The organism is Paenibacillus sp. NPDC058174 (assembly GCF_042883865.1).
GTDB lineage: Bacteria > Bacillota > Bacilli > Paenibacillales > Paenibacillaceae > Pristimantibacillus.
Genome location: NZ_JBHVUY010000003.1, coordinates 184,088 through 201,176 on the forward strand (window position 1 = coordinate 184,088; position 17,089 = coordinate 201,176).

The following is a 17,089-nucleotide window of genomic DNA, read 5'->3' on the forward strand; positions in this document are numbered from 1 at the left end:
CAGGCTGTCGAGAAATTGCTCTGGGGGCGGCGTACCGCCCCTTATATTAATTGATGGGGTGGGGGACATGCGTCATAAGGGCGTGAACTATTCGAAATACGGTTATCTCTTTAGTCTTCCTTTTGTACTTGCGTTTCTCGTTTTCTCGTTATATCCGACTTTGTATACTGCGGTCATCGGGTTCACTGATATGAAAGGATTAATCCCGAAGCCGATTCATATTCTCGACAATCCGTTCCAGAACTTTACCGATATTCTGTTCCATAACGTCTCCTTCCGAAAATCGCTTATTAATACGGGGATTATCTGGATTGCGAATTTTATTCCCCAGATCCTGCTGGCGCTTCTGCTCACGGCTTGGTTCACAAGCAGACGCAGCAAAGTGCGGGGACAAGGGGCGTTCAAGGTTCTGCTCTATATGCCGAATATTATAACGGCGAGCACGATCGCTGTCCTTTTTAATTCCTTATTCGCATACCCGATGGGTCCGGTAAACAGCCTGTTCGAGATGCTGGGCTGGACGGATTCCGCCGTCTTCTTCCTGCAGGATAAGACGACTGCAAGAGGCATTGTCGCGTTTATCCAGTTCTGGATGTGGTACGGAAATACGATGATTATCCTAATCGCTGGCGTTATGGGTATTAATCCGGCATTGTTCGAGGCGGCAGCGATGGACGGAGCGAGCGGGTTCCAGACTTTCTTCCGTGTTACATTGCCAAGTCTGAAAACGATCATGCTTTATACGTTAATTACATCGATGATCGGCGGCTTGCAGATGTTCGATATCCCGCAGATGTTCCTTGCCGGCGGACCGGATGATTCTACAATGACTACCTCCGTGTTCATTTACGGGCAAGCCTTCAAGGGCAGCTATATGTATAACACGGCTGCGGCTGCGAGTATGATTATGTTCGTCATTGCAGGCATTCTGTCGGGACTGCTGTTCTACTTCATGCGTGACCGCGATGCAGCAAGACTGAAGAAGGTACAAAAGAAAATGAATAAAGCTGCGCAAGCGGCGGCAAGGGGGATGTAAGTCATGGCAAAAATTCGCAAAGACAACGTTGTTGCTCTTAAGATCAATAAGACGATTATCTACATCGTCTGCATCGCCCTGTCGCTGCTCAGCATCCTGCCGTTCTGGATTATGTTCGTCAACGCGACCCGTTCGACACCGGAAATTCAAAGCGGCTTGTCTCTTCTGCCGTCGATCCACATGATGACCAACCTGGACGTGCTGCTGAGCAAGAGCTTCGATCCGCTTAAGGGCTTTTTCAACTCGCTTATCATTTCAGGCTTCTCGACGATTTGCGCCGTCTATTTCTCCTCTCTTACAGCATACGGGCTTGTCGTATACAACTGGAAGCTGCGCCAGCCCTTCTTCACATTCATCATGTGTGTCATGATGATTCCGGCACAGGCGAGTGCGATCGGCTTTTACCAGTTCATGTATCAAATGCACTGGACGAACAACTTTTTACCGTTGATTCTGCCTTCTATTGCGGCTCCGGCGATTGTGTTCTTCATGCGCCAATACTTGCTCGCCACGCTGTCGATTGAAATGGTGGAAGCCGCGCGGATCGACGGATCAGGTGAATTTTATACATTTAACCGGATTGTCATGCCGATTATGGTGCCGGCCATCGCGACACAAGCGATCTTCGCCTTTGTTGCCAGCTGGAACAACCTGTTCCTGCCGTTAATTCTGCTCACGCAGAAGGATAAATACACGCTGCCGATTATGGTCAGCTTGCTTAAGGGCGATATTTATAAGACGGAGTTCGGCTCGATCTACATGGGACTCTCACTGACGGTGCTGCCGTTGTTTGTGATATACTTTCTGCTGTCGAGGTATATTATCGCGGGCGTGGCGCTTGGCGGAGTCAAGGAGTAAGATCAGCATTCCATCGAAGTGTTTCTCGTCTGTTGAACGGTCATGATGATGGGTGGAGGTACGAACGTGCACACAAAAAATCAAGCGCTATTGGCACTTGCAGTTGTTGTCCTGGTTCTTGTTGTCATTTCCGGATGTGGGGGAGGCACTCACAGCAATAATCGTACTCCGGATTCGGGTGACAAGGTGGTCATCAACATGATGCATCTGTTTCCGGAAGCAGGCGCCTTGGGCCAACACCAGATCGTAAATAAAATTATAGACGAGTATCAGACGGACCATCCTAACATCATCATTAAGCAGGAAGTGCTTGAGAATGAGCGATATAAAGCCAGAATGAAAGTGCTGTCTGCGGTTAACGATCTGCCGGATGTCGGCATGACGTGGGCTGCCGGTTATCTTCAGCCTTTCGTGGAGGGCGGACTGTTCACACCGCTTGATGAACTGCTGCAGAGTGAATTGCAAGGCTCATTCGTAGCTGGAACGACAGAAGCGTATGCCATTGACGGTAGAACTTATGCACTGCCGCTGGAGTTTAATATCGCTCCGGTGTACTATAACAAGAAAATTTTTGCGCAATATGGCCTGCAGGTTCCAACCACTTATGAAGATTTTCTGCAGGTTGTGAAGAAGCTGGCGGATAGTGGCGTAGTGCCGATCGCGCTTGGCAATAAGGATCGCTGGACGGGTTCCCTTTGGTACATGTATATAGCTGATCGTATTGCTGGTACAGAGACGCTTGCGAACGCGATTAAAGGTACAGCTTCCTTCTCGAATTCGGGGCTAGTTGAAGCGGCGAAGCGTGTTCAGGACCTGGTGGACATGAATGCCTTCAACAAAGGCTTTAACGGCCTGTCCAATGACGAGGTTAAAGCGGAATTTATGAATGGCGAGGCGGCCATGTATCTAATGGGAACATGGGAGCTGCCCAACTACACAACGAACCAGGACATCCCGCAGCCATTCCGTGACAGCATCGGGTTTTTCAAATTCCCGGAAGTTGCTGGCGGAAAAAGTGATATCGACAGTTGGGTAGGCGGTCCTGGCGTGGGCTTGTTCGTCGCTGAGAACTCTCCAGTTAGAGAGGAAGCGAAAAAATTTGTCCAGTACTTCGTGAAGCGGTGGGGAGAAGAATCAGTCACTGGTGCTGGTGTTATTCCGGCTACGAAGGTCGATACGTCGAAAATCCAGCTTCCGCAGCTCTACATTGACCTGCTCAATGAAGTGAACAAAGCTACGAACATTACATTGTTCACCGACGTCCAGATGGCATCTGGTGCTGCTGAAGTCCACCTGAATCAAATTCAGGCGCTGTTCGGCAAAGAAATTACGCCAGCTGAGTTCGCCAAAGCTCATGATGCGGCCATCAAAACGGGGAAATAAAACAAGTCAGACACTTGCTCTACACACGTTGTACACAGGTGACCTTTATACTTGGCTTATAACAAACCGATGGAGGTCACACATCATGAAAAAAAGCGTATTTCTATTCAGCTTCATTATCGCAGTAACAGCCCTGAGCGGCCAGGCTATGGCAGCGTCCAATACAGCAGCGAGTAAGCCAAGTCCGGCTCCAACGGCCGCAGCCGTGAAACAAAACAATCCGTATGAGGTTGCCGGTATCGATAATGCTGCGGCTTTCTCTAAATACTTCAGCAAATTGCAGAAGGAAGTCAAAGCAAACAAAAAAGAGGCTGTCGCTGATCTCGTAGCCTATCCTCTGCGTGTGAATAGCAGCGGCAAAAGCATTGAAATTAAAACTAAAAAGCAGTTTATTGCAAAATACAACCAGATCTTCACCGATAAAGTGAAGAAGAAGCTGCTTGCTCAGAAGGAAGATGAGCTGTTCGTTAACTGGAAAGGTGTCATGGTTGGCGATGGAGAAGTGTGGATCGGCCAATTCGGCAAGAAGATTGGAGTATTTGCCATCAATAAGTAAGACGAGAGCGGCCGGAAGCGGCTGCTTTTTTTATTTTCAGGTGAGACCAAAATCGTTTGATTGCTGTTGGTTTCAAAAGTATGATGAAAGTGCTTGATGGGATTTCAACTAATGGGAGGGGCAGCCATGAAGGTGAAAGCAGTCTTTTTTGATTTGTTTGAGACGCTCATTTCGGAATTTGAGAATGGCAGCCGAAAAGCAGCCCGTTCGACTCGTTTGGAAGAGGCGCTGGGTGTGGATTCCAAGCTGTTTCGCACGGAGTGGAATGCCAGGCAGCAGCAAAGGATGGACGGCACCTATTCCGATTTTCCTTCCGTCATCAACGAGATCTTAGAAGTTCTAGGCCATGCTGCCGATGAAGGAGTCGTAGAAGCCCTTCATCAAGAGCGAATAGCTGAGAAAGCAGCAGCCTTCGACAAGCTGGATCGGAGAATTCTTGCTATGCTGGAACAGGTCAAAGAGCTGGGCATCCGCATTTGTCTCATAAGCAATTGTACGCATGAAGAAGTAACGGCTTGGCATTCTTCCGGATTAGCCGCTTGCTTTGACGCCGCTTTGTTTTCTTATCAGGTGAAGGCGGCCAAGCCCCATCCGGACATCTATCTGCTCGCTTGTGAGAAAATGGGGGTCTCCCCAGCCGAAGCTCTATTTGTTGGAGATGGCGGATCGAATGAGCTAGAGGGTGCTGCCAAAGTCGGAATGACGGCTTATCAGGCAACATGGTTCGTTCCGCCGTACATAAGCGATAAACTAACTGGCTATCCCAAGTTAGCTGAACCGTCAGAGCTGCTTGAACAGATACGATTGCATAATAGCAGATAAGTAGAAAGAAGCCGCTCCTGAAGATAGGGGCGGCTTCTTATAAAAAATGCTGTATTTAACTATTTTACAGGAATCGCATTTTCCAGTGTGCGCTTAAAGGCCTCAATATTAGCTGTCAAGCTAACTTCGAATCCGGTTTTGCCGATCAGGCTCTTAAGATCTTGGACAAACTCCGTCATGCTGGAGGTAGAAGCACTCTCGAACCGGTTTTCGCCGGAATAGCCCTCAATCGGTTTGGCAGCTTCTTTATATTGCTTCATCCATTCCTCATTTGCCGAAGCCTTCTTAGCGAAGGTCTGGAGAATATGGTTCCAGTCCTTTCCGTTTACGATAGCATCCTGCAGCTTGTTCAGCGTTTCTGGTTCGAATTTTCTCATCATGTAGTTCAGATCCATGTAATCGTCCGGTGCTCCAACAGGTCTTTGCGGCGGTGTTTCATAACGGAATTGCTGGGTTTCAGAATCTACAGTCCGGGTCTGGGAGATGGCTCCGATCTGACGGATTGTATTCATAAATTCCGCTGCTTCGCCATCCTGCATATAGTTGTCCGCAATATATTTGGCTTGGGTGAGTCCTATTTCCAGTAAAGATGACCGTTTCTCTTCATCAGTTTCGTTTGTAATTATATTGGATTGAATGATACCGTACACCGCTTCCTTCACTTCTGACGGCTGATCTTTGAGAAGGCGATTCAGCGATTCATTAATTTGAGTTGTGCCAAAATATACAGCCGAATGATTCACAATATCGGACTCCGCCAATTGCCGGGCAGCCGGGCTGATTTCCAATGTGTCGGTGTCATGCGACAATCCAGGTATCGTTCCGGAGACCAAGGTCGGCTTATTGGCGGATTGTTTCGAATTGGCATATAGATTTAAGTCATATTGGCTGGAGCCATAAATCTTCATAGGTAACACACCTCTATTCCTCTTACTAATCCGAGTTTTCTTCTAGTATCGGCATATTATTCCAGATTATTTATATTTATGGGCAAAATCTCGGATAACGGAATCAGCTGCTCGCGTCCGTCAACAAAAAAACCGGCACAATAATGTGCCGGCTGATCTATGCTGCCAAGAATTATGATCCCCTAAAAAAGTCACGGATACATAATAGTCTATAAAAAAATTGAACATAAGTCTATTACTTTTTTGGTATAGATTGTATGTTATATAGGCGGCCGCGGCGCAAGATAATGACGGGAGTGACTCGACATGATTACGCTTAGACAAATTACGCTGGAGAACCGGCGTGATATATTTAATTTGGAAGTTTCTGAAGATCAAAGACGCTTTGTTGCCTCTAATCTATCCAGTGTGGCTTCCTGCTACGTCCTTGCAACCAATGGGGGACATCCCTATCCGTTTGCCATTTATGCGGATGAGCAGCCGGTCGGCTTTGTTATGATTACTTATAAAATTACGGGCTATGATCTCCCGACAATTGCTGAAGACAGCTACTGTATTCTGAGGCTGATGATTGACCGGCGGTACCAGAATAAGGGATATGGGAGGGCAGCTATGCATCAAATCGTGGAGTTTGTCCGTACCTTGCCGGCTGGTCCCGCCCGATATTGCTGGATTTCATATGGGATTGACAATATGCCCGCGAAAAAGCTTTACGAAAGCTGCGGCTTTCGTGAAAACGGCGAAATCGTCCACGGGGAGCAAATAGCTGTATTGCAGCTCTGATCGATAGCATGCTGAGAAGGCCGTCATTCGCTTTGGCGGCCTTTTTCATATGCCTTCCCATATGATTCGAGAAACAAAATGTAAAAGTGCAGTTTGTTGAGCCTCAAATGGCCCAAAACAGCACTCAAAATGCAAAAGTGCAGTTTAATTGGCAGTTTTGGCGGAGAATGAGCCGTAAACAGCCATTTCACCTGCACTTTTGCATGTTGAACGATAAAATCGGCGATTTTGGGCAGATTCAAATGTATTTTTACATTTTGATCCTCTGCAGCATGCTGTGCCATGTATTACTCAGCGTTTCTATATTTTCCAGGCGATACGCCGTAGACCTTCGTGAACACTCTTGTAAAATAATGCACGCTCCCATAGCCCGCCCGCTCGGCGATTTCGGAGAAGCCGAGGTCAGTGTGCCGGATCAGATGCACGGCTCGCTTCATTTTTTCCCGTTGAATATATTCTTGGCAGCTGACCTGCAAATTCTCGTGAAATAACCGTGACAGGGTGCGCTCCGACAAATGCATATAGCGGGCGATATCCCTCACGGACAGTTCTGCAGACAGATTGTCGCGAATGTACAAGATTGCACTGCGCAGGGAATGATGCGACGTTTTGCGAGGCGATGGCGCCTGTTCCTCATTGCGCTCCCCTGCAAAGGCGGTGCACAACGAGAGCAGGAGGGAATGCGCTGTGCTGTTCAGCAGCGGGTCGGAGAGCGAATCATTTTGACGGGTATGCCCGACCAGAGCTCTCCAGATTAACGCGGCAGGCGCCTCTCCGATTTCGTACCGGATGCAGTTGGAAGAGTCCAGCAGCTCGCGGTAGTTTGCGGCAGCCTCAGCAGCCGAGTTCGCCTCGTCAATCTCGAACGCTACATAGCACAAGTCAATTCCGCTCTCGCTGCGGATTTGGTGGAGGATGCCGGGTTTGGATAGGAACAACGTATCTTTGTGGAGCGGGTATTCAATATTATGATCCAGATAGATGCCCTCGCCGTCCCTCACATAGCATGCTTCGTAGAAGGAGTGCTTGTGAAGCGGGTTATCGTAGTGATTCGGATTAATGCCCCAATATTGAACTTGAAACGAAAGCTGGCTGCCTGCCAGATGTTCTGCCGCGAAGTTTAACCAGTTCTCCCGATCTCTGCTCTCCTGCGCATTCATCCAATTGCCTCCTCTGTCCAAAAAGTGCAAAAAGCCGTCCGATCCGGTCAAATACGACGGTACGGATTTCATTTTACAATAACATCGAAAGTACATGATCACAAGATTGAAGGAGCTGATCGGATGATTACGAAGGAGCAAGCAGACTTTTATCAGGAAAATGGATATTTGCTGGTGAAGGGTGTTTTTAATAACGAAGAGATTGAAACGTTGCGGGGAGCAATGGATGGCATTATCGAACGGGCGGCAAAAACGTCGCTAGATCATAATGCGGCATGGCAGGGCGATTACTTGCCGCCTGAAGACATGAAGAAGCTGGTGCTTAAAGGATTTCATGACGTTCATTATCATGATGCAAGCTTTACCCGGGCGCTGTCCCATCCGAACATGGCGGCGATTCTGTCGAAGCTGATCGGTCCTAACGTACAGCTGCATCATTCGAAAATGCTGGTAAAGCCGCCGGAGAATGGCGCTGCATTTCCAATGCATCAAGACGCGCCTTACTTTCCTCACGACAAGCATACAATGATGGCAGCCAGCGTGCACTTGGATGACACGGATGAGTTGAACGGCTGTCTGAGTGTCATCCCAGGGTCCCACAAGGCAGGCCCAATCGCGCATATCGGGCAGCATTACCTGAATCACAAGGAATATCCGATCTCGATGGGAACGCCTTGTCCGGCCAAAGCAGGCGATGTACTGTTTTTCAACTATTTGACGATTCACGGCTCAGGGCCCAACCGAAGCAACCGGATCCGGCGCAATGTGCTGTTCCAATACCGCGATCCCGAGGATATTCCATCCGAGGATACACACGTCAACTGGGGGCAGGGCCTTATGGTTTGCGGCGAGAATCCGATTTTCAAAGCGTACAAAGGGGCGCACTAAGGGAGAGCTAAGTAAGCAGGGTCAGCATGCTATAAGCTAAGTAAGTAAGAAAAAAGCGAAGCACTCCGCGGAGATGCTTCGCTTTTTCCCTGTTCCCGATGCCCAGATTACTTGGAGGCGCACTTCACTCCTCATCATCCATCACTTCAAACGTCGTCACGTTAGAGGACGCGGACAATACGGTGTTCGAGCCCAAGATGTTGTAGGTGACAAAAGCTTGGTTGGATACCGTGTCGCCAGCTGGCGTCTCCAGTACAACAGCTCTAAATGCGACCCGGGCGGATTGCCCCGGCTGCAAAGCGCCTAGCGGAATGCCGCCTGCGGTGTCGGCGTTCTGGATGGTAACTGCATTAATACGCAGGCTGTCGGCAAGCAATCGGAGCTGCTGCGGCAAACGGTCGAACAATCGGACGTTTTGCAGTATGGCAGCAGTTTCTCCTGCTCCCTGCGGAGTGCCTGTTGTATTCCGGATGGTAATCGTATAAGACATCGTACTCCCGACTGCGGCTAGAGCTGGTGAGACGCTTTTTGCCACTTCCACGGGTTCTACGGGTGCTGCAGGGGGCACCGGAGGAACCGGAGGAACGATAGACGGAGCAACAGGAGGGACCGCAGTGATGACGATAAGCGCTTCATCCATAACTGCCGGCGTCTGATCGGAGCGTGCCGAAGCTATGTTGACGAAGCGGGTGCCGTTCGGCGTTCCTTCCGGAACAACGTAGGTTATATTAAAAGCTTGGCTTTCACCCGGGCTGAGTGAAGCAATCGTCTGGGAGAAGCCAATTGACGAATCGTTGATCGCTACATTAGTCAGCGGCGTATTTGAGCTATTCGTGACAGTCAGCGTATAGATGACCGTCTCTCCCGGAGAGGCGGTCTCGCGGCTGGCAGTCTTGGCGAGCGCCAGATTATAGACAGGCAGCACAAGCACATCAGCTATTGCATCAACAGGCCCGGCTTGGCTCGAGAGGGCCACAGCCGTGTTCGGAATGACGGTGCCGGCGGGAGTGCCAAGCGGAATCATATAGCTCACCGGAATTGTGAAGCTCTCGTCCGGCTGCAGATCTGGTATTGCTTGATTGAGCCCCAGCAGCGAATCGGCGACAGTAATGCCTGTAAGAGCGATTTGCCCTGTATTGACGACCTCAATCTCATACAACACTGTTTGACCGGGCAGCGCTTGATCTGGCGTTACCCTCTTAATAATGCCGATTCCCGGATTGATGACAGGTATAACCACTTCATTGGATACCATATCTCCGGAAAGAATCGGTCCGCCCGCTACACTCTGGTATTGAAAGACGACGGTTGCGTCATTAATAAGCTGTTCGTCCTCCGGTACATCCGTCACGATAGCTTCGAAGGTGACCGTAACGGATGAATCCGGCGCAAGCGAGCCGAGTGCAACGCCCCCCGCAAGATCAGCATCCGTCACGGAAATGCCATTCACTGTAACACTGCCGGGCACGAATTCGGTATCAGCCGGCAAGCTGTCCAGCAGCAGCATGGCATCGGCCGGCACCGTACCGCTATTCAAGATGACGACCGTGTAGGTCAACGTTTGGCCGACCTCTGCCAGCGCTGTATCGACGCTTTTGACAAGCGTGATTCGAGGCGAATTAATGTCGATATAGATGCCCACTGAATTTACCGTATAGCCGTCCCCGGATGTTTGAAGCTGGAAGACGGCAGAGGTCTGACCATTCGTCAATGTAGGGGTAATATCCACATTCGTAATATCCCAGCCCTGCCTGCCCCCGACAATATTGCTGCCCGGTACGCCGTTTATTTGATTGCGGTCACCGAAGGTGCCTGTCGTATCGAGCTCTCCCTCGTCGTTATTAATTTGTGATGCGAAAAAATTGTTCAAGAAGTTATTAGGACCTTGTAGCGCGACTAGGCCAGCTTCGCTAGGACCAAACAATACTTGGTCACCTGTTTTATTCGCATCCCCGTCCATCGCGCAGAGCGCCATTCTGCCGGTCACCGGTCCTGACGTTGGTGTGGCGAAGCCTGATAGCGTAGTCGTAACTGGCGGTGAACTGGATGCTATCTCGACAATGCCGACGTTAAGACTTAGGTTGCGAAAAGGAAGGGACATGTTCTCGTAAACGACGCATAACGTCCAGCCGCAGTTATTGCCTGTACTCGTTCCATAGTCGATATTGCCGACAATGCTGCCTGCTGTATAGTAACCGGCTCCTCCCGATTGGACGATAGAGGTGACATTGGCAGAGCGCAAGTAATTGTAAGTTGCATTGCGGCGAGCGGATTGTGCGGTCGCCGGATCAGGCTCAACCGAATAGGCTGTCCCTTGAGGGGTAATCAGATTCACGGGGTTATTGATGAAATCTGCGTAATTGTTCGTCCCTCCGGATACACGGTACGTACCGCCCCATACTAGCTCTGCGTACAATACGACGCCGTCTGCAGGAAGCCTTAGCAGAGCAGCAGCACTGTCAGAGCCGAAATCAGCTGTCGTGCCCGGCGGGTATGTACCGTATTGCTCGGCTGTATCTACCGTGACAAATGCCCCGATAATGTCGAGCGTTCCAGGTACGCCCGGTGTGCTGGACCTACTCAAGCCTAGCGTGTTGCCGGTGAACGTAATGGCACCTGTATCGTTATTGTTGTATCGAAGAACAAAAGGCAAAGTAAGCCGCTCCTTTCCAAGTCAGATTCTCCTATCCTATTTTTATGTATGGCGGCTTCTCTTCATGTTGTCAAATAAGTGGGTAATTTCCTTGCGGATGCTTCAAGGGAATATTCTGATGTGGCTTTTTTACATGGAACAACTCTTAATTGTTTGCTGCATATTTTTACAATGCTGTCCCTTGTATAATGATGCTCATAACCTTCAATTGGTGCGGTATTCATAGAACAGGAGGGACAAGAATGATTGATTTTTTTCAAAATGATACGGATGAGAACAGACAGTCTTTGCTTGGGAGAGCGAGGAAAGTGGCTTTATTGGCGCTGCAGCAGTTTGACGTAGAGTGGACGGGTATTCGATTTATTCAGCTTTCAGACACGATCACGTACAAAATCGAGACGGATACAGCGGCATGTTATTTGCTTCGTATTCATTCGGATAGATGGAGTGAGCTGGAGATTAGATCCGAGCTGGCTTTACTTCACGTCTTGAACAAGTCGGAAGATCTGAATGTACCGGAAGGGCTGGAAAGCCGTGATGGCTCTTATGTAGTGAAAATCAATACAGAGTCGGGTTATAGGCAGCCTTATGTCACGATGATGAAATGGGTTGAAGGCGAGCATGGAAGCGGGGAGTTTACAGACAGCACTGTCTATAATATTGGCGTAGTGACGGGGAGACTCCATGAGGCAGCAGCACGTTTCACGCCGCCCTCCGATTTTGTAAGGCCTGCATGGGGAGCAGACAGTTTTCGAAAAGAGATGGTTAAGCTGAAGCAGTATTATTCATGTTTTCTGTCGGAGGAGGCTTGGGGTAAATACCAGATGGCCGCTGAGAAGGTTTTATCCGAGCTTGCTGTCATGCAGCAGACGGAGCAAAATTATGGACTCATTCATGGCGATTTGCACACTGGCAATATCGTATTTATTGGCGATGAACCCCTTCCGATTGATTTCGGAAGATGCGGGTATGGCTATTACCTGTATGATGTGGCAAGCACGCTGCTAGGGCTGCACCCGGAGCACCGGCGGATTTTGATCCAAGGCTATGAAAGTGTCAGAAAGCTGGAAGCGGGCTATGTGCAGCAGTTGGAATGCTTTTTCATTATGGTCATGATCGGGAATTACAGCCATCATTGTTCCGATCCAAGAGAAACGTCAGGTTTGATCGATGAACAGCAGTACGCTCAAGCGTACATTGGACAATTTTTGAATGGTCAGCCCTTTCTATTCGACGTAATCGAACCTGTGGAAATTGACCGTTCTGCTATAGGGGGCTCCCTATTATGAAAATTGAAGTTAGACTAACGGATAAAAATGATGCTTATATCATAAAAAATATGTACCCGCTATACCTTCACGATTTGTCTGGCCATTATGGGCTCGTGCCAGGGCATACCCCCAACAAGCACGGAATATATGAGGACAGCGACCATTACATCACTCTAAATGACCAATACCAGGTTCAGAACATATGGTGGGAGCACCCAAATGCTCTTTTTCCTTATCTGATTGCAGCGGACAATAGACCGGCCGGTTTTGCACTCATTGCTGCGCCGCCGTATTGTCCGCCTGGTGCGGACTATTTTGTGAATGACTTTTTTATGCTGCAGCCGTTCAGAGGAAATGGGCATGCACAAATTGCGATTACGAGCCTATTCCAGCGGTTCACCGGCCAATGGGAGCTATATACGAACCCCTCTGAGAAAAATGGTGTTGGGCAAAGTTTTTGGCGCAGGACTGTCTCTCATTATACGAAAGGAAATTATGAGGAACGGACTGGGCCAACAATGGATGGTGAGAAGCTGATATTCAAATTCTCTAATCGGCCTCTCTAACCGGAAGACCTCTACCAGCTGGTTCCTAGCCCCGGGAGATTTGCACTTGGCTCGTGAGAGCATGCATATTCCGATCCGGATCGTAAAAGAATGCCATCCAAGTCTCGCTATCATTCATTTCGACAACTTTATGAGGCTTGCCGGCAAAGGATACACCGCGCTCCAACAACGTATCGTAGGCATCATTGATGTTTTCAACCTTGAAATAGAAAGTGGAGCTGGGATGCTCGAACTCGGGCTTCTCCGGCACGCTCAGCATCAGTTGAATGCCGTTGCAGGCAAAGAAGGCCATATTGGGAACTTCAAACAAGAGCTGCAGCTCCAGAATGTTCTGATAGAAGGATACGGCTGTTTTTATGTCGCGGACTGGAATCGAAATTTGTTCAATCCCTGTAATTTTGAATGATGTTGTCATTGGCGTTCACCCCTATTTATTATGTGTAAGACAGCATGTACAATATTTCTGCCATCTAATAGGGATTTCCTTTCTGTATGCCCCAGAATTTCATTAAAAATAGCGGTCTTCTAATCTTTCAAAAGCCAAAATTTATGATACGATAGATTTAGATTAGACTATCGCTATTTTAATAATGGAGGCGCTTACAATATGAGTGAACTGTTGCAGCAGCAAGAGGGTTATTTCGGGGAATTTGGGGGCAGCTTCGTCCCGCCGGAATTGCAAGAGGTGTTGAATTATTTAACCGAACAATTTAACAAATATAAGGAAGACCCAGAGTTTCAAGAGGAGCTCCGTTACTATTTACGTGAATACGTTGGCCGCGAGAATCCGCTGACGTATGCAGAGCGGTTGTCCGATGCTTGGGGCGGTGCAAAGATCTATCTCAAACGCGAAGATTTAAACCATACGGGTGCGCATAAAATCAACAACGCGATCGGCCAGATTCTGCTTGCGAAGCGAATGGGCGCGAAACGGATTATTGCCGAGACGGGCGCTGGTCAGCACGGTGTTGCGACAGCGACCGCTTGCGCAATGTTTAATATGGAATGTGTCATTTACATGGGGGCAGAGGATACGCGTCGTCAAGCGCTGAATGTGTTCCGGATGGAACTGCTTGGCGCAACTGTCGTTCCGGTAAACAAAGGTCAAGGCCGGTTGAAGGATGCTGTTGATGAAGCGCTGGACGATCTCGTCCGCAACTATCAGAACACGTTCTACTTGCTCGGTTCGGCTGTTGGACCGCATCCTTTCCCTACGATGGTTAAGCATTTCCAGTCGATTATAAGTGAAGAGTCCAAACGGCAGATTTTAGAAAAAGAGGGTCGGTTGCCGGATGCAATCGTGGCTTGCGCAGGCGGCGGCAGCAATGCAATCGGTGCGTTCGCCCATTATATCGATGAACCAAGCGTTCGACTGATCGGGGTTGAACCTGACCAAGCACCTTCTTTGACAGAAGGCGTTCCAAGCGTACTTCATGGCTTCAAATGTCTAGTGCTGCTGGATGAAGAGGGCCAGCCGAAAAAAACCTATTCGATCGCGGCGGGGCTCGATTACCCCGGCATTGGGCCGGAGCATAGCCATCTGAAGGTGTCAGGCCGTGCCGAATATGCAACGGTTACGAATCAGGAAGTGCTGGATGCTTTCCAGGAGCTTTCCCGTACGGAGGGAATTATCCCTGCGCTGGAGAGCGCGCATGCTGTAGCGCATGCGAAGAAGCTGGCGCCAACGATGAACAGAGATCAGATTATAATCGTGAACTTGTCCGGGCGCGGCGACAAGGATGTCGAGCAAGTGTTTCATATGCTTCAGAAGTAAGCTGTAAAAGAAGAATAAGGAGACAGGTGCTGCAAATGAGCAGCGAGCCTGTCTCTTTTTTTAGCTGCAAGGGGTCTGAACAGATTTCTTAAAAATCTATTAATATTTGGTATAATATAAATAAATTGTACAATGAGGTGACTGAATGTTAAGAAGCTCGGGAACGTATCGTCCTAAGGGGAACGCTTCAAGGGGCAGTGAGACAAGAGAAGTCCAGCGCACTGCCGCTCCGCCTAATCCTTCATCAGCGATCATGCAGCTTCAGTCGGCCATTGGCAATCGCGCAGCGCTACAAATGCTTCAAGATGCACCGAAGTCCGCTGGCGGCGTTATTCAACGGCAAATTCATCAGGTGAAGAAGGGTAAAAAGCCTTCAAATTCAAGCTGGACCCTTACGAAGTCCGATGACAAATATGACTATTATGATGACGGAGAAGACGAATTGGAGACAAAGCTTCAGCCAACAAGAGACATCCTGGATGAACTTGAATTGGACGACCTATCGGGAGCGGAGGAATCCGATACCGAGCTGGACGCGAAGACCCAGTCAACGCCGCTTAAAGTATATCGGGTAAACAATATTCGAGACACGATGAAGGTAAAGAAGCATGTGCTGAAAAAGGATCCGAAAGGCAAATTTGGCATCAAAGTAAACGGTACGGTATTCCGCATGACCGGCAGCGGATCGCAATTCAAACTGCAGACGACCAGCAAAAATGCGCTACTCCAACCCGATGATACACAGAAGGAAGGCTACATGCCGGACAGAGTGAAGGGCGATCCCAGCGCGAGAGGGAAACAAGGGAGTTATCTGCATGTGGTGAGTGAGCTGGAAGGGCATAGCGCAAAGGATGTTGCAACTGATATGTATCAGAAGTTTCATAAGGGCACCGATTACCCGGACGGCAAATATTCAGACCGTGTACAAGCTAAGATGAACGAGCTGTTCGCCGTACTCACGGTAACGGAGGGGTATCGTACCGACTATGCTCTTTCTTTATACACAGCTGCAATCGAGGCTATGAAGAACGGCAATTCGTTCGAGAAGGTGCTGTATAAAGGCAAAGGGCAGCTGGAAGCGCTGCACCCTGGTGCTTCGAGTCATACGGACAGTAAGGTTAGCGGCCAATTAATGGAACAAAATATTGGGATGGGCAGCAATAACCCGCATCCGACGCAGTCCTCGATGAACATCAGTCATGAAAATTATGTAGACGGCCTCTCTCGTGCCGTAGAGCTGTTTGATGAAGCTGTAACACCCGGGCGTGGCAAGAAACGCAGCTATAGTCAGATGCTAAAGGATGATCTGGTGGGGCCCTTCCAGTCCTTTAAGCGCCGGAAACTAGCTCCAAAGGCAGTCACGATTCAAGCTGCTGACGTCTCTAGTACTCGAACGCCGAATCCAAGCTGGAATGTCGATGTATCGTTAAAGCTGAACGCTGGCGTTCAGGTCGTACAGGGTCAGAAAGTAAAGTATAAAGGCAAAGATTATACAGTGAAAAACATTACTCCAACAGGATGGGTGCAGCTCCTTAGTGACACTTGAACAATGATAAAGCCCTGTCCGCTCCATCGCCGGACAGGGCTTTGAGAACGTGTTAAGCCGCGGTATTTCACCGCTTCACCACAAACCCAAAAAACTTATTCATACAGCCATATCCCCGCAACTGTCATAACCCCTGGCAGCGCAGCTTCGTCCACCGCAACATTGTCATACCAGCCGCCCACCGCAAGGTTAAGCACCAGATAAAAGGGTTCGTCAAAGGGCATGACGCCCGCCTCCAGACGGCGCTCGGCGAAGCAATGCCCGTCTACCAGCCATCGGATGGAGCCGGCATCCCATTCCAGCGCATAATCATGGAACTCGCTGATCGTACTATCCTCGAACTTATAGGAAAACTCGTCGGTGCTTTTACTCGCCATATCCTTCCCGTAATGCAGCGTTCCGGACACCTGCTGAGGCAGGCGGCCTTTGGCTTCCATAATGTCGATCTCGCCGGAGGCAGGCCATGGTCCGTAAACCTGATGCTGCGGCAGCAGCCAAATGGCGGGCCAAAGCCCTTGGCCGACGGGCAGCTTGGCACGGACGACCAGCTTGCCGTAGCAAAACGAAAGATGATCCTTCGTGTCCAGACGAGCCGAGGTATAGGCAAAGCTCCGTCCATCGGCCGTTTCGACGGTTTCGCGGCGCGCGCACAGGTGTAAGCCGGATTCATCGATATACAGGTTACTGGCACGATCCGTGTAAAACTGCTGCTCCCCGTTTCCCCAGCCCGGACAGATAGGCTGTCCGTCGTTATCCAGCAAATCATTGCCAAGGCGAATGTTCCATGCGCTTAGGTCGGCATGGCTGTCCAAGAAATTTTGCTGCCATATAAGCTTGTTCATTCCTCGTACACCCCTTTCATTTACTCTCAGCATACTTGCTTTT

The 17,089-nt window shown here is 49.3% G+C and carries 17 protein-coding genes; 11 read left to right on the plus strand and 6 right to left on the minus strand.

The genetic code is table 11. The annotated features are described in order from the left end of the window. Positions 1 to 67: 67 nt before the first annotated feature. The 5 genes from ACFVVF_RS17020 to ACFVVF_RS17040 all read left to right on the plus strand — a co-directional run bounded on the left by ACFVVF_RS17020 (position 68) and on the right by ACFVVF_RS17040 (position 4,655). Positions 68 to 1,036: a carbohydrate ABC transporter permease gene (locus ACFVVF_RS17020; protein ID WP_387811950.1), complete on the plus strand. Its 969-nt coding sequence runs from the start codon at positions 68 to 70 to the stop codon at positions 1,034 to 1,036. Positions 1,037 to 1,039: 3 nt separating this feature from the next. Next, entirely contained in the window at positions 1,040 to 1,894 is an 855-nt protein-coding gene (locus tag ACFVVF_RS17025) for a carbohydrate ABC transporter permease (protein WP_042169527.1), read from the plus strand. Positions 1,895 to 1,960: 66 nt separating this feature from the next. After that, positions 1,961 to 3,277, plus strand: a complete 1,317-nt coding sequence (locus ACFVVF_RS17030) for an extracellular solute-binding protein (protein WP_387811955.1) — start codon at positions 1,961 to 1,963, stop codon at positions 3,275 to 3,277. Positions 3,278 to 3,362: 85 nt separating this feature from the next. Further along, positions 3,363 to 3,833 (plus strand): hypothetical protein, encoded by a 471-nt coding sequence (locus ACFVVF_RS17035; protein ID WP_387811958.1) that lies wholly within the window; start codon positions 3,363 to 3,365, stop codon positions 3,831 to 3,833. A 126-nt stretch (positions 3,834 to 3,959) separates the two neighbouring features. Further along, complete coding sequence (locus tag ACFVVF_RS17040; RefSeq protein WP_387811961.1) at positions 3,960 to 4,655, plus strand: HAD family hydrolase; 696 nt, start codon at positions 3,960 to 3,962, stop codon at positions 4,653 to 4,655. Between the two features lie 59 nt (positions 4,656 to 4,714). Here ACFVVF_RS17040 and ACFVVF_RS17045 read toward each other — a convergent pair whose 3' ends face one another. Continuing rightward, positions 4,715 to 5,563, minus strand: coding sequence for a hypothetical protein (locus ACFVVF_RS17045; protein ID WP_387811964.1), 849 nt, complete (start codon positions 5,561 to 5,563; stop codon positions 4,715 to 4,717). A gap of 306 nt (positions 5,564 to 5,869) precedes the next feature. Between ACFVVF_RS17045 and ACFVVF_RS17050 the strand changes: the two genes are divergently transcribed. Continuing rightward, complete coding sequence (locus ACFVVF_RS17050; RefSeq protein ID WP_387811967.1) at positions 5,870 to 6,346, plus strand: GNAT family N-acetyltransferase; 477 nt, start codon at positions 5,870 to 5,872, stop codon at positions 6,344 to 6,346. A gap of 23 nt (positions 6,347 to 6,369) precedes the next feature. Here the strand turns inward: ACFVVF_RS17050 and ACFVVF_RS17055 are convergent, their stop codons facing one another. Next, positions 6,370 to 6,630 carry a hypothetical protein gene (locus ACFVVF_RS17055; RefSeq protein WP_387811970.1) on the minus strand — a complete coding sequence of 87 codons (261 nt, stop codon included), beginning with the start codon at positions 6,628 to 6,630 and terminating at the stop codon, positions 6,370 to 6,372. Between the two features lie 3 nt (positions 6,631 to 6,633). Then, on the minus strand, positions 6,634 to 7,506 hold the full coding sequence (locus ACFVVF_RS17060; protein ID WP_387811973.1) for a helix-turn-helix domain-containing protein: 873 nt from the start codon (positions 7,504 to 7,506) through the stop codon (positions 6,634 to 6,636). Positions 7,507 to 7,629: 123 nt separating this feature from the next. Between ACFVVF_RS17060 and ACFVVF_RS17065 the strand changes: the two genes are divergently transcribed. Further along, the gene (locus ACFVVF_RS17065) at positions 7,630 to 8,394 is read left to right on the plus strand and encodes a phytanoyl-CoA dioxygenase family protein (RefSeq protein ID WP_387811976.1); all 765 of its coding nucleotides are present in this window, start codon (positions 7,630 to 7,632) and stop codon (positions 8,392 to 8,394) included. Between the two features lie 124 nt (positions 8,395 to 8,518). On the opposite strand, the gene ACFVVF_RS17070 is transcribed toward ACFVVF_RS17065, so the two are convergent. After that, entirely contained in the window at positions 8,519 to 11,047 is a 2,529-nt protein-coding gene (locus ACFVVF_RS17070) for a DUF7507 domain-containing protein (RefSeq protein ID WP_387811979.1), read from the minus strand. A 242-nt stretch (positions 11,048 to 11,289) separates the two neighbouring features. On the opposite strand from ACFVVF_RS17070, the gene ACFVVF_RS17075 reads away from it, so the two are divergent. Further along, positions 11,290 to 12,336 carry a phosphotransferase enzyme family protein gene (locus ACFVVF_RS17075; protein WP_387811982.1) on the plus strand — a complete coding sequence of 349 codons (1,047 nt, stop codon included), beginning with the start codon at positions 11,290 to 11,292 and terminating at the stop codon, positions 12,334 to 12,336. Further along, the gene (locus tag ACFVVF_RS17080) at positions 12,333 to 12,884 is read left to right on the plus strand and encodes a GNAT family N-acetyltransferase (RefSeq protein WP_387811985.1); all 552 of its coding nucleotides are present in this window, start codon (positions 12,333 to 12,335) and stop codon (positions 12,882 to 12,884) included. The genes ACFVVF_RS17075 and ACFVVF_RS17080 overlap by 4 nt, the downstream gene beginning before the upstream one ends. A 25-nt stretch (positions 12,885 to 12,909) precedes the next feature. Here ACFVVF_RS17080 and ACFVVF_RS17085 read toward each other — a convergent pair whose 3' ends face one another. Beyond that, complete coding sequence (locus ACFVVF_RS17085; RefSeq protein ID WP_387811988.1) at positions 12,910 to 13,299, minus strand: VOC family protein; 390 nt, start codon at positions 13,297 to 13,299, stop codon at positions 12,910 to 12,912. A gap of 192 nt (positions 13,300 to 13,491) precedes the next feature. Between ACFVVF_RS17085 and trpB the strand changes: the two genes are divergently transcribed. Together trpB and ACFVVF_RS17095 are read left to right on the plus strand one after the other, a co-directional pair. Continuing rightward, entirely contained in the window at positions 13,492 to 14,658 is a 1,167-nt protein-coding gene (trpB, locus tag ACFVVF_RS17090) for a tryptophan synthase subunit beta (RefSeq protein ID WP_387811991.1), read from the plus strand. A gap of 145 nt (positions 14,659 to 14,803) precedes the next feature. Further along, positions 14,804 to 16,204: a hypothetical protein gene (locus ACFVVF_RS17095; RefSeq protein WP_387811994.1), complete on the plus strand. Its 1,401-nt coding sequence runs from the start codon at positions 14,804 to 14,806 to the stop codon at positions 16,202 to 16,204. Positions 16,205 to 16,299: 95 nt separating this feature from the next. Here the strand turns inward: ACFVVF_RS17095 and ACFVVF_RS17100 are convergent, their stop codons facing one another. After that, a complete protein-coding gene (locus ACFVVF_RS17100) occupies positions 16,300 to 17,046 on the minus strand; it encodes a glycoside hydrolase family 16 protein (RefSeq protein WP_387811997.1) in 747 nt (248 codons plus the stop codon). Between the last annotated feature and the right edge of the window lie 43 nt (positions 17,047 to 17,089).

What these genes read in the sequence shown, in the direction of transcription:
- ACFVVF_RS17060 (WP_387811973.1), bottom strand. Translation starts at nt 7,506, where the DNA reads ATGAATGCGCAGGAGAGCAGAGATCGGGAGAACTGGTTAAACTTCGCG.
- ACFVVF_RS17100 (WP_387811997.1), bottom strand. Translation starts at nt 17,046, where the DNA reads ATGAACAAGCTTATATGGCAGCAAAATTTCTTGGACAGCCATGCCGAC.
- trpB (WP_387811991.1), top strand. Translation starts at nt 13,492, where the DNA reads ATGAGTGAACTGTTGCAGCAGCAAGAGGGTTATTTCGGGGAATTTGGG.
- ACFVVF_RS17050 (WP_387811967.1), top strand. Translation starts at nt 5,870, where the DNA reads ATGATTACGCTTAGACAAATTACGCTGGAGAACCGGCGTGATATATTT.
- ACFVVF_RS17025 (WP_042169527.1), top strand. Translation starts at nt 1,040, where the DNA reads ATGGCAAAAATTCGCAAAGACAACGTTGTTGCTCTTAAGATCAATAAG.
- ACFVVF_RS17055 (WP_387811970.1), bottom strand. Translation starts at nt 6,630, where the DNA reads ATGGCACAGCATGCTGCAGAGGATCAAAATGTAAAAATACATTTGAAT.
- ACFVVF_RS17020 (WP_387811950.1), top strand. Translation starts at nt 68, where the DNA reads ATGCGTCATAAGGGCGTGAACTATTCGAAATACGGTTATCTCTTTAGT.
- ACFVVF_RS17045 (WP_387811964.1), bottom strand. Translation starts at nt 5,563, where the DNA reads ATGAAGATTTATGGCTCCAGCCAATATGACTTAAATCTATATGCCAAT.
- ACFVVF_RS17040 (WP_387811961.1), top strand. Translation starts at nt 3,960, where the DNA reads ATGAAGGTGAAAGCAGTCTTTTTTGATTTGTTTGAGACGCTCATTTCG.
- ACFVVF_RS17035 (WP_387811958.1), top strand. Translation starts at nt 3,363, where the DNA reads ATGAAAAAAAGCGTATTTCTATTCAGCTTCATTATCGCAGTAACAGCC.
- ACFVVF_RS17080 (WP_387811985.1), top strand. Translation starts at nt 12,333, where the DNA reads ATGAAAATTGAAGTTAGACTAACGGATAAAAATGATGCTTATATCATA.
- ACFVVF_RS17095 (WP_387811994.1), top strand. Translation starts at nt 14,804, where the DNA reads ATGTTAAGAAGCTCGGGAACGTATCGTCCTAAGGGGAACGCTTCAAGG.
- ACFVVF_RS17075 (WP_387811982.1), top strand. Translation starts at nt 11,290, where the DNA reads ATGATTGATTTTTTTCAAAATGATACGGATGAGAACAGACAGTCTTTG.
- ACFVVF_RS17085 (WP_387811988.1), bottom strand. Translation starts at nt 13,299, where the DNA reads ATGACAACATCATTCAAAATTACAGGGATTGAACAAATTTCGATTCCA.
- ACFVVF_RS17065 (WP_387811976.1), top strand. Translation starts at nt 7,630, where the DNA reads ATGATTACGAAGGAGCAAGCAGACTTTTATCAGGAAAATGGATATTTG.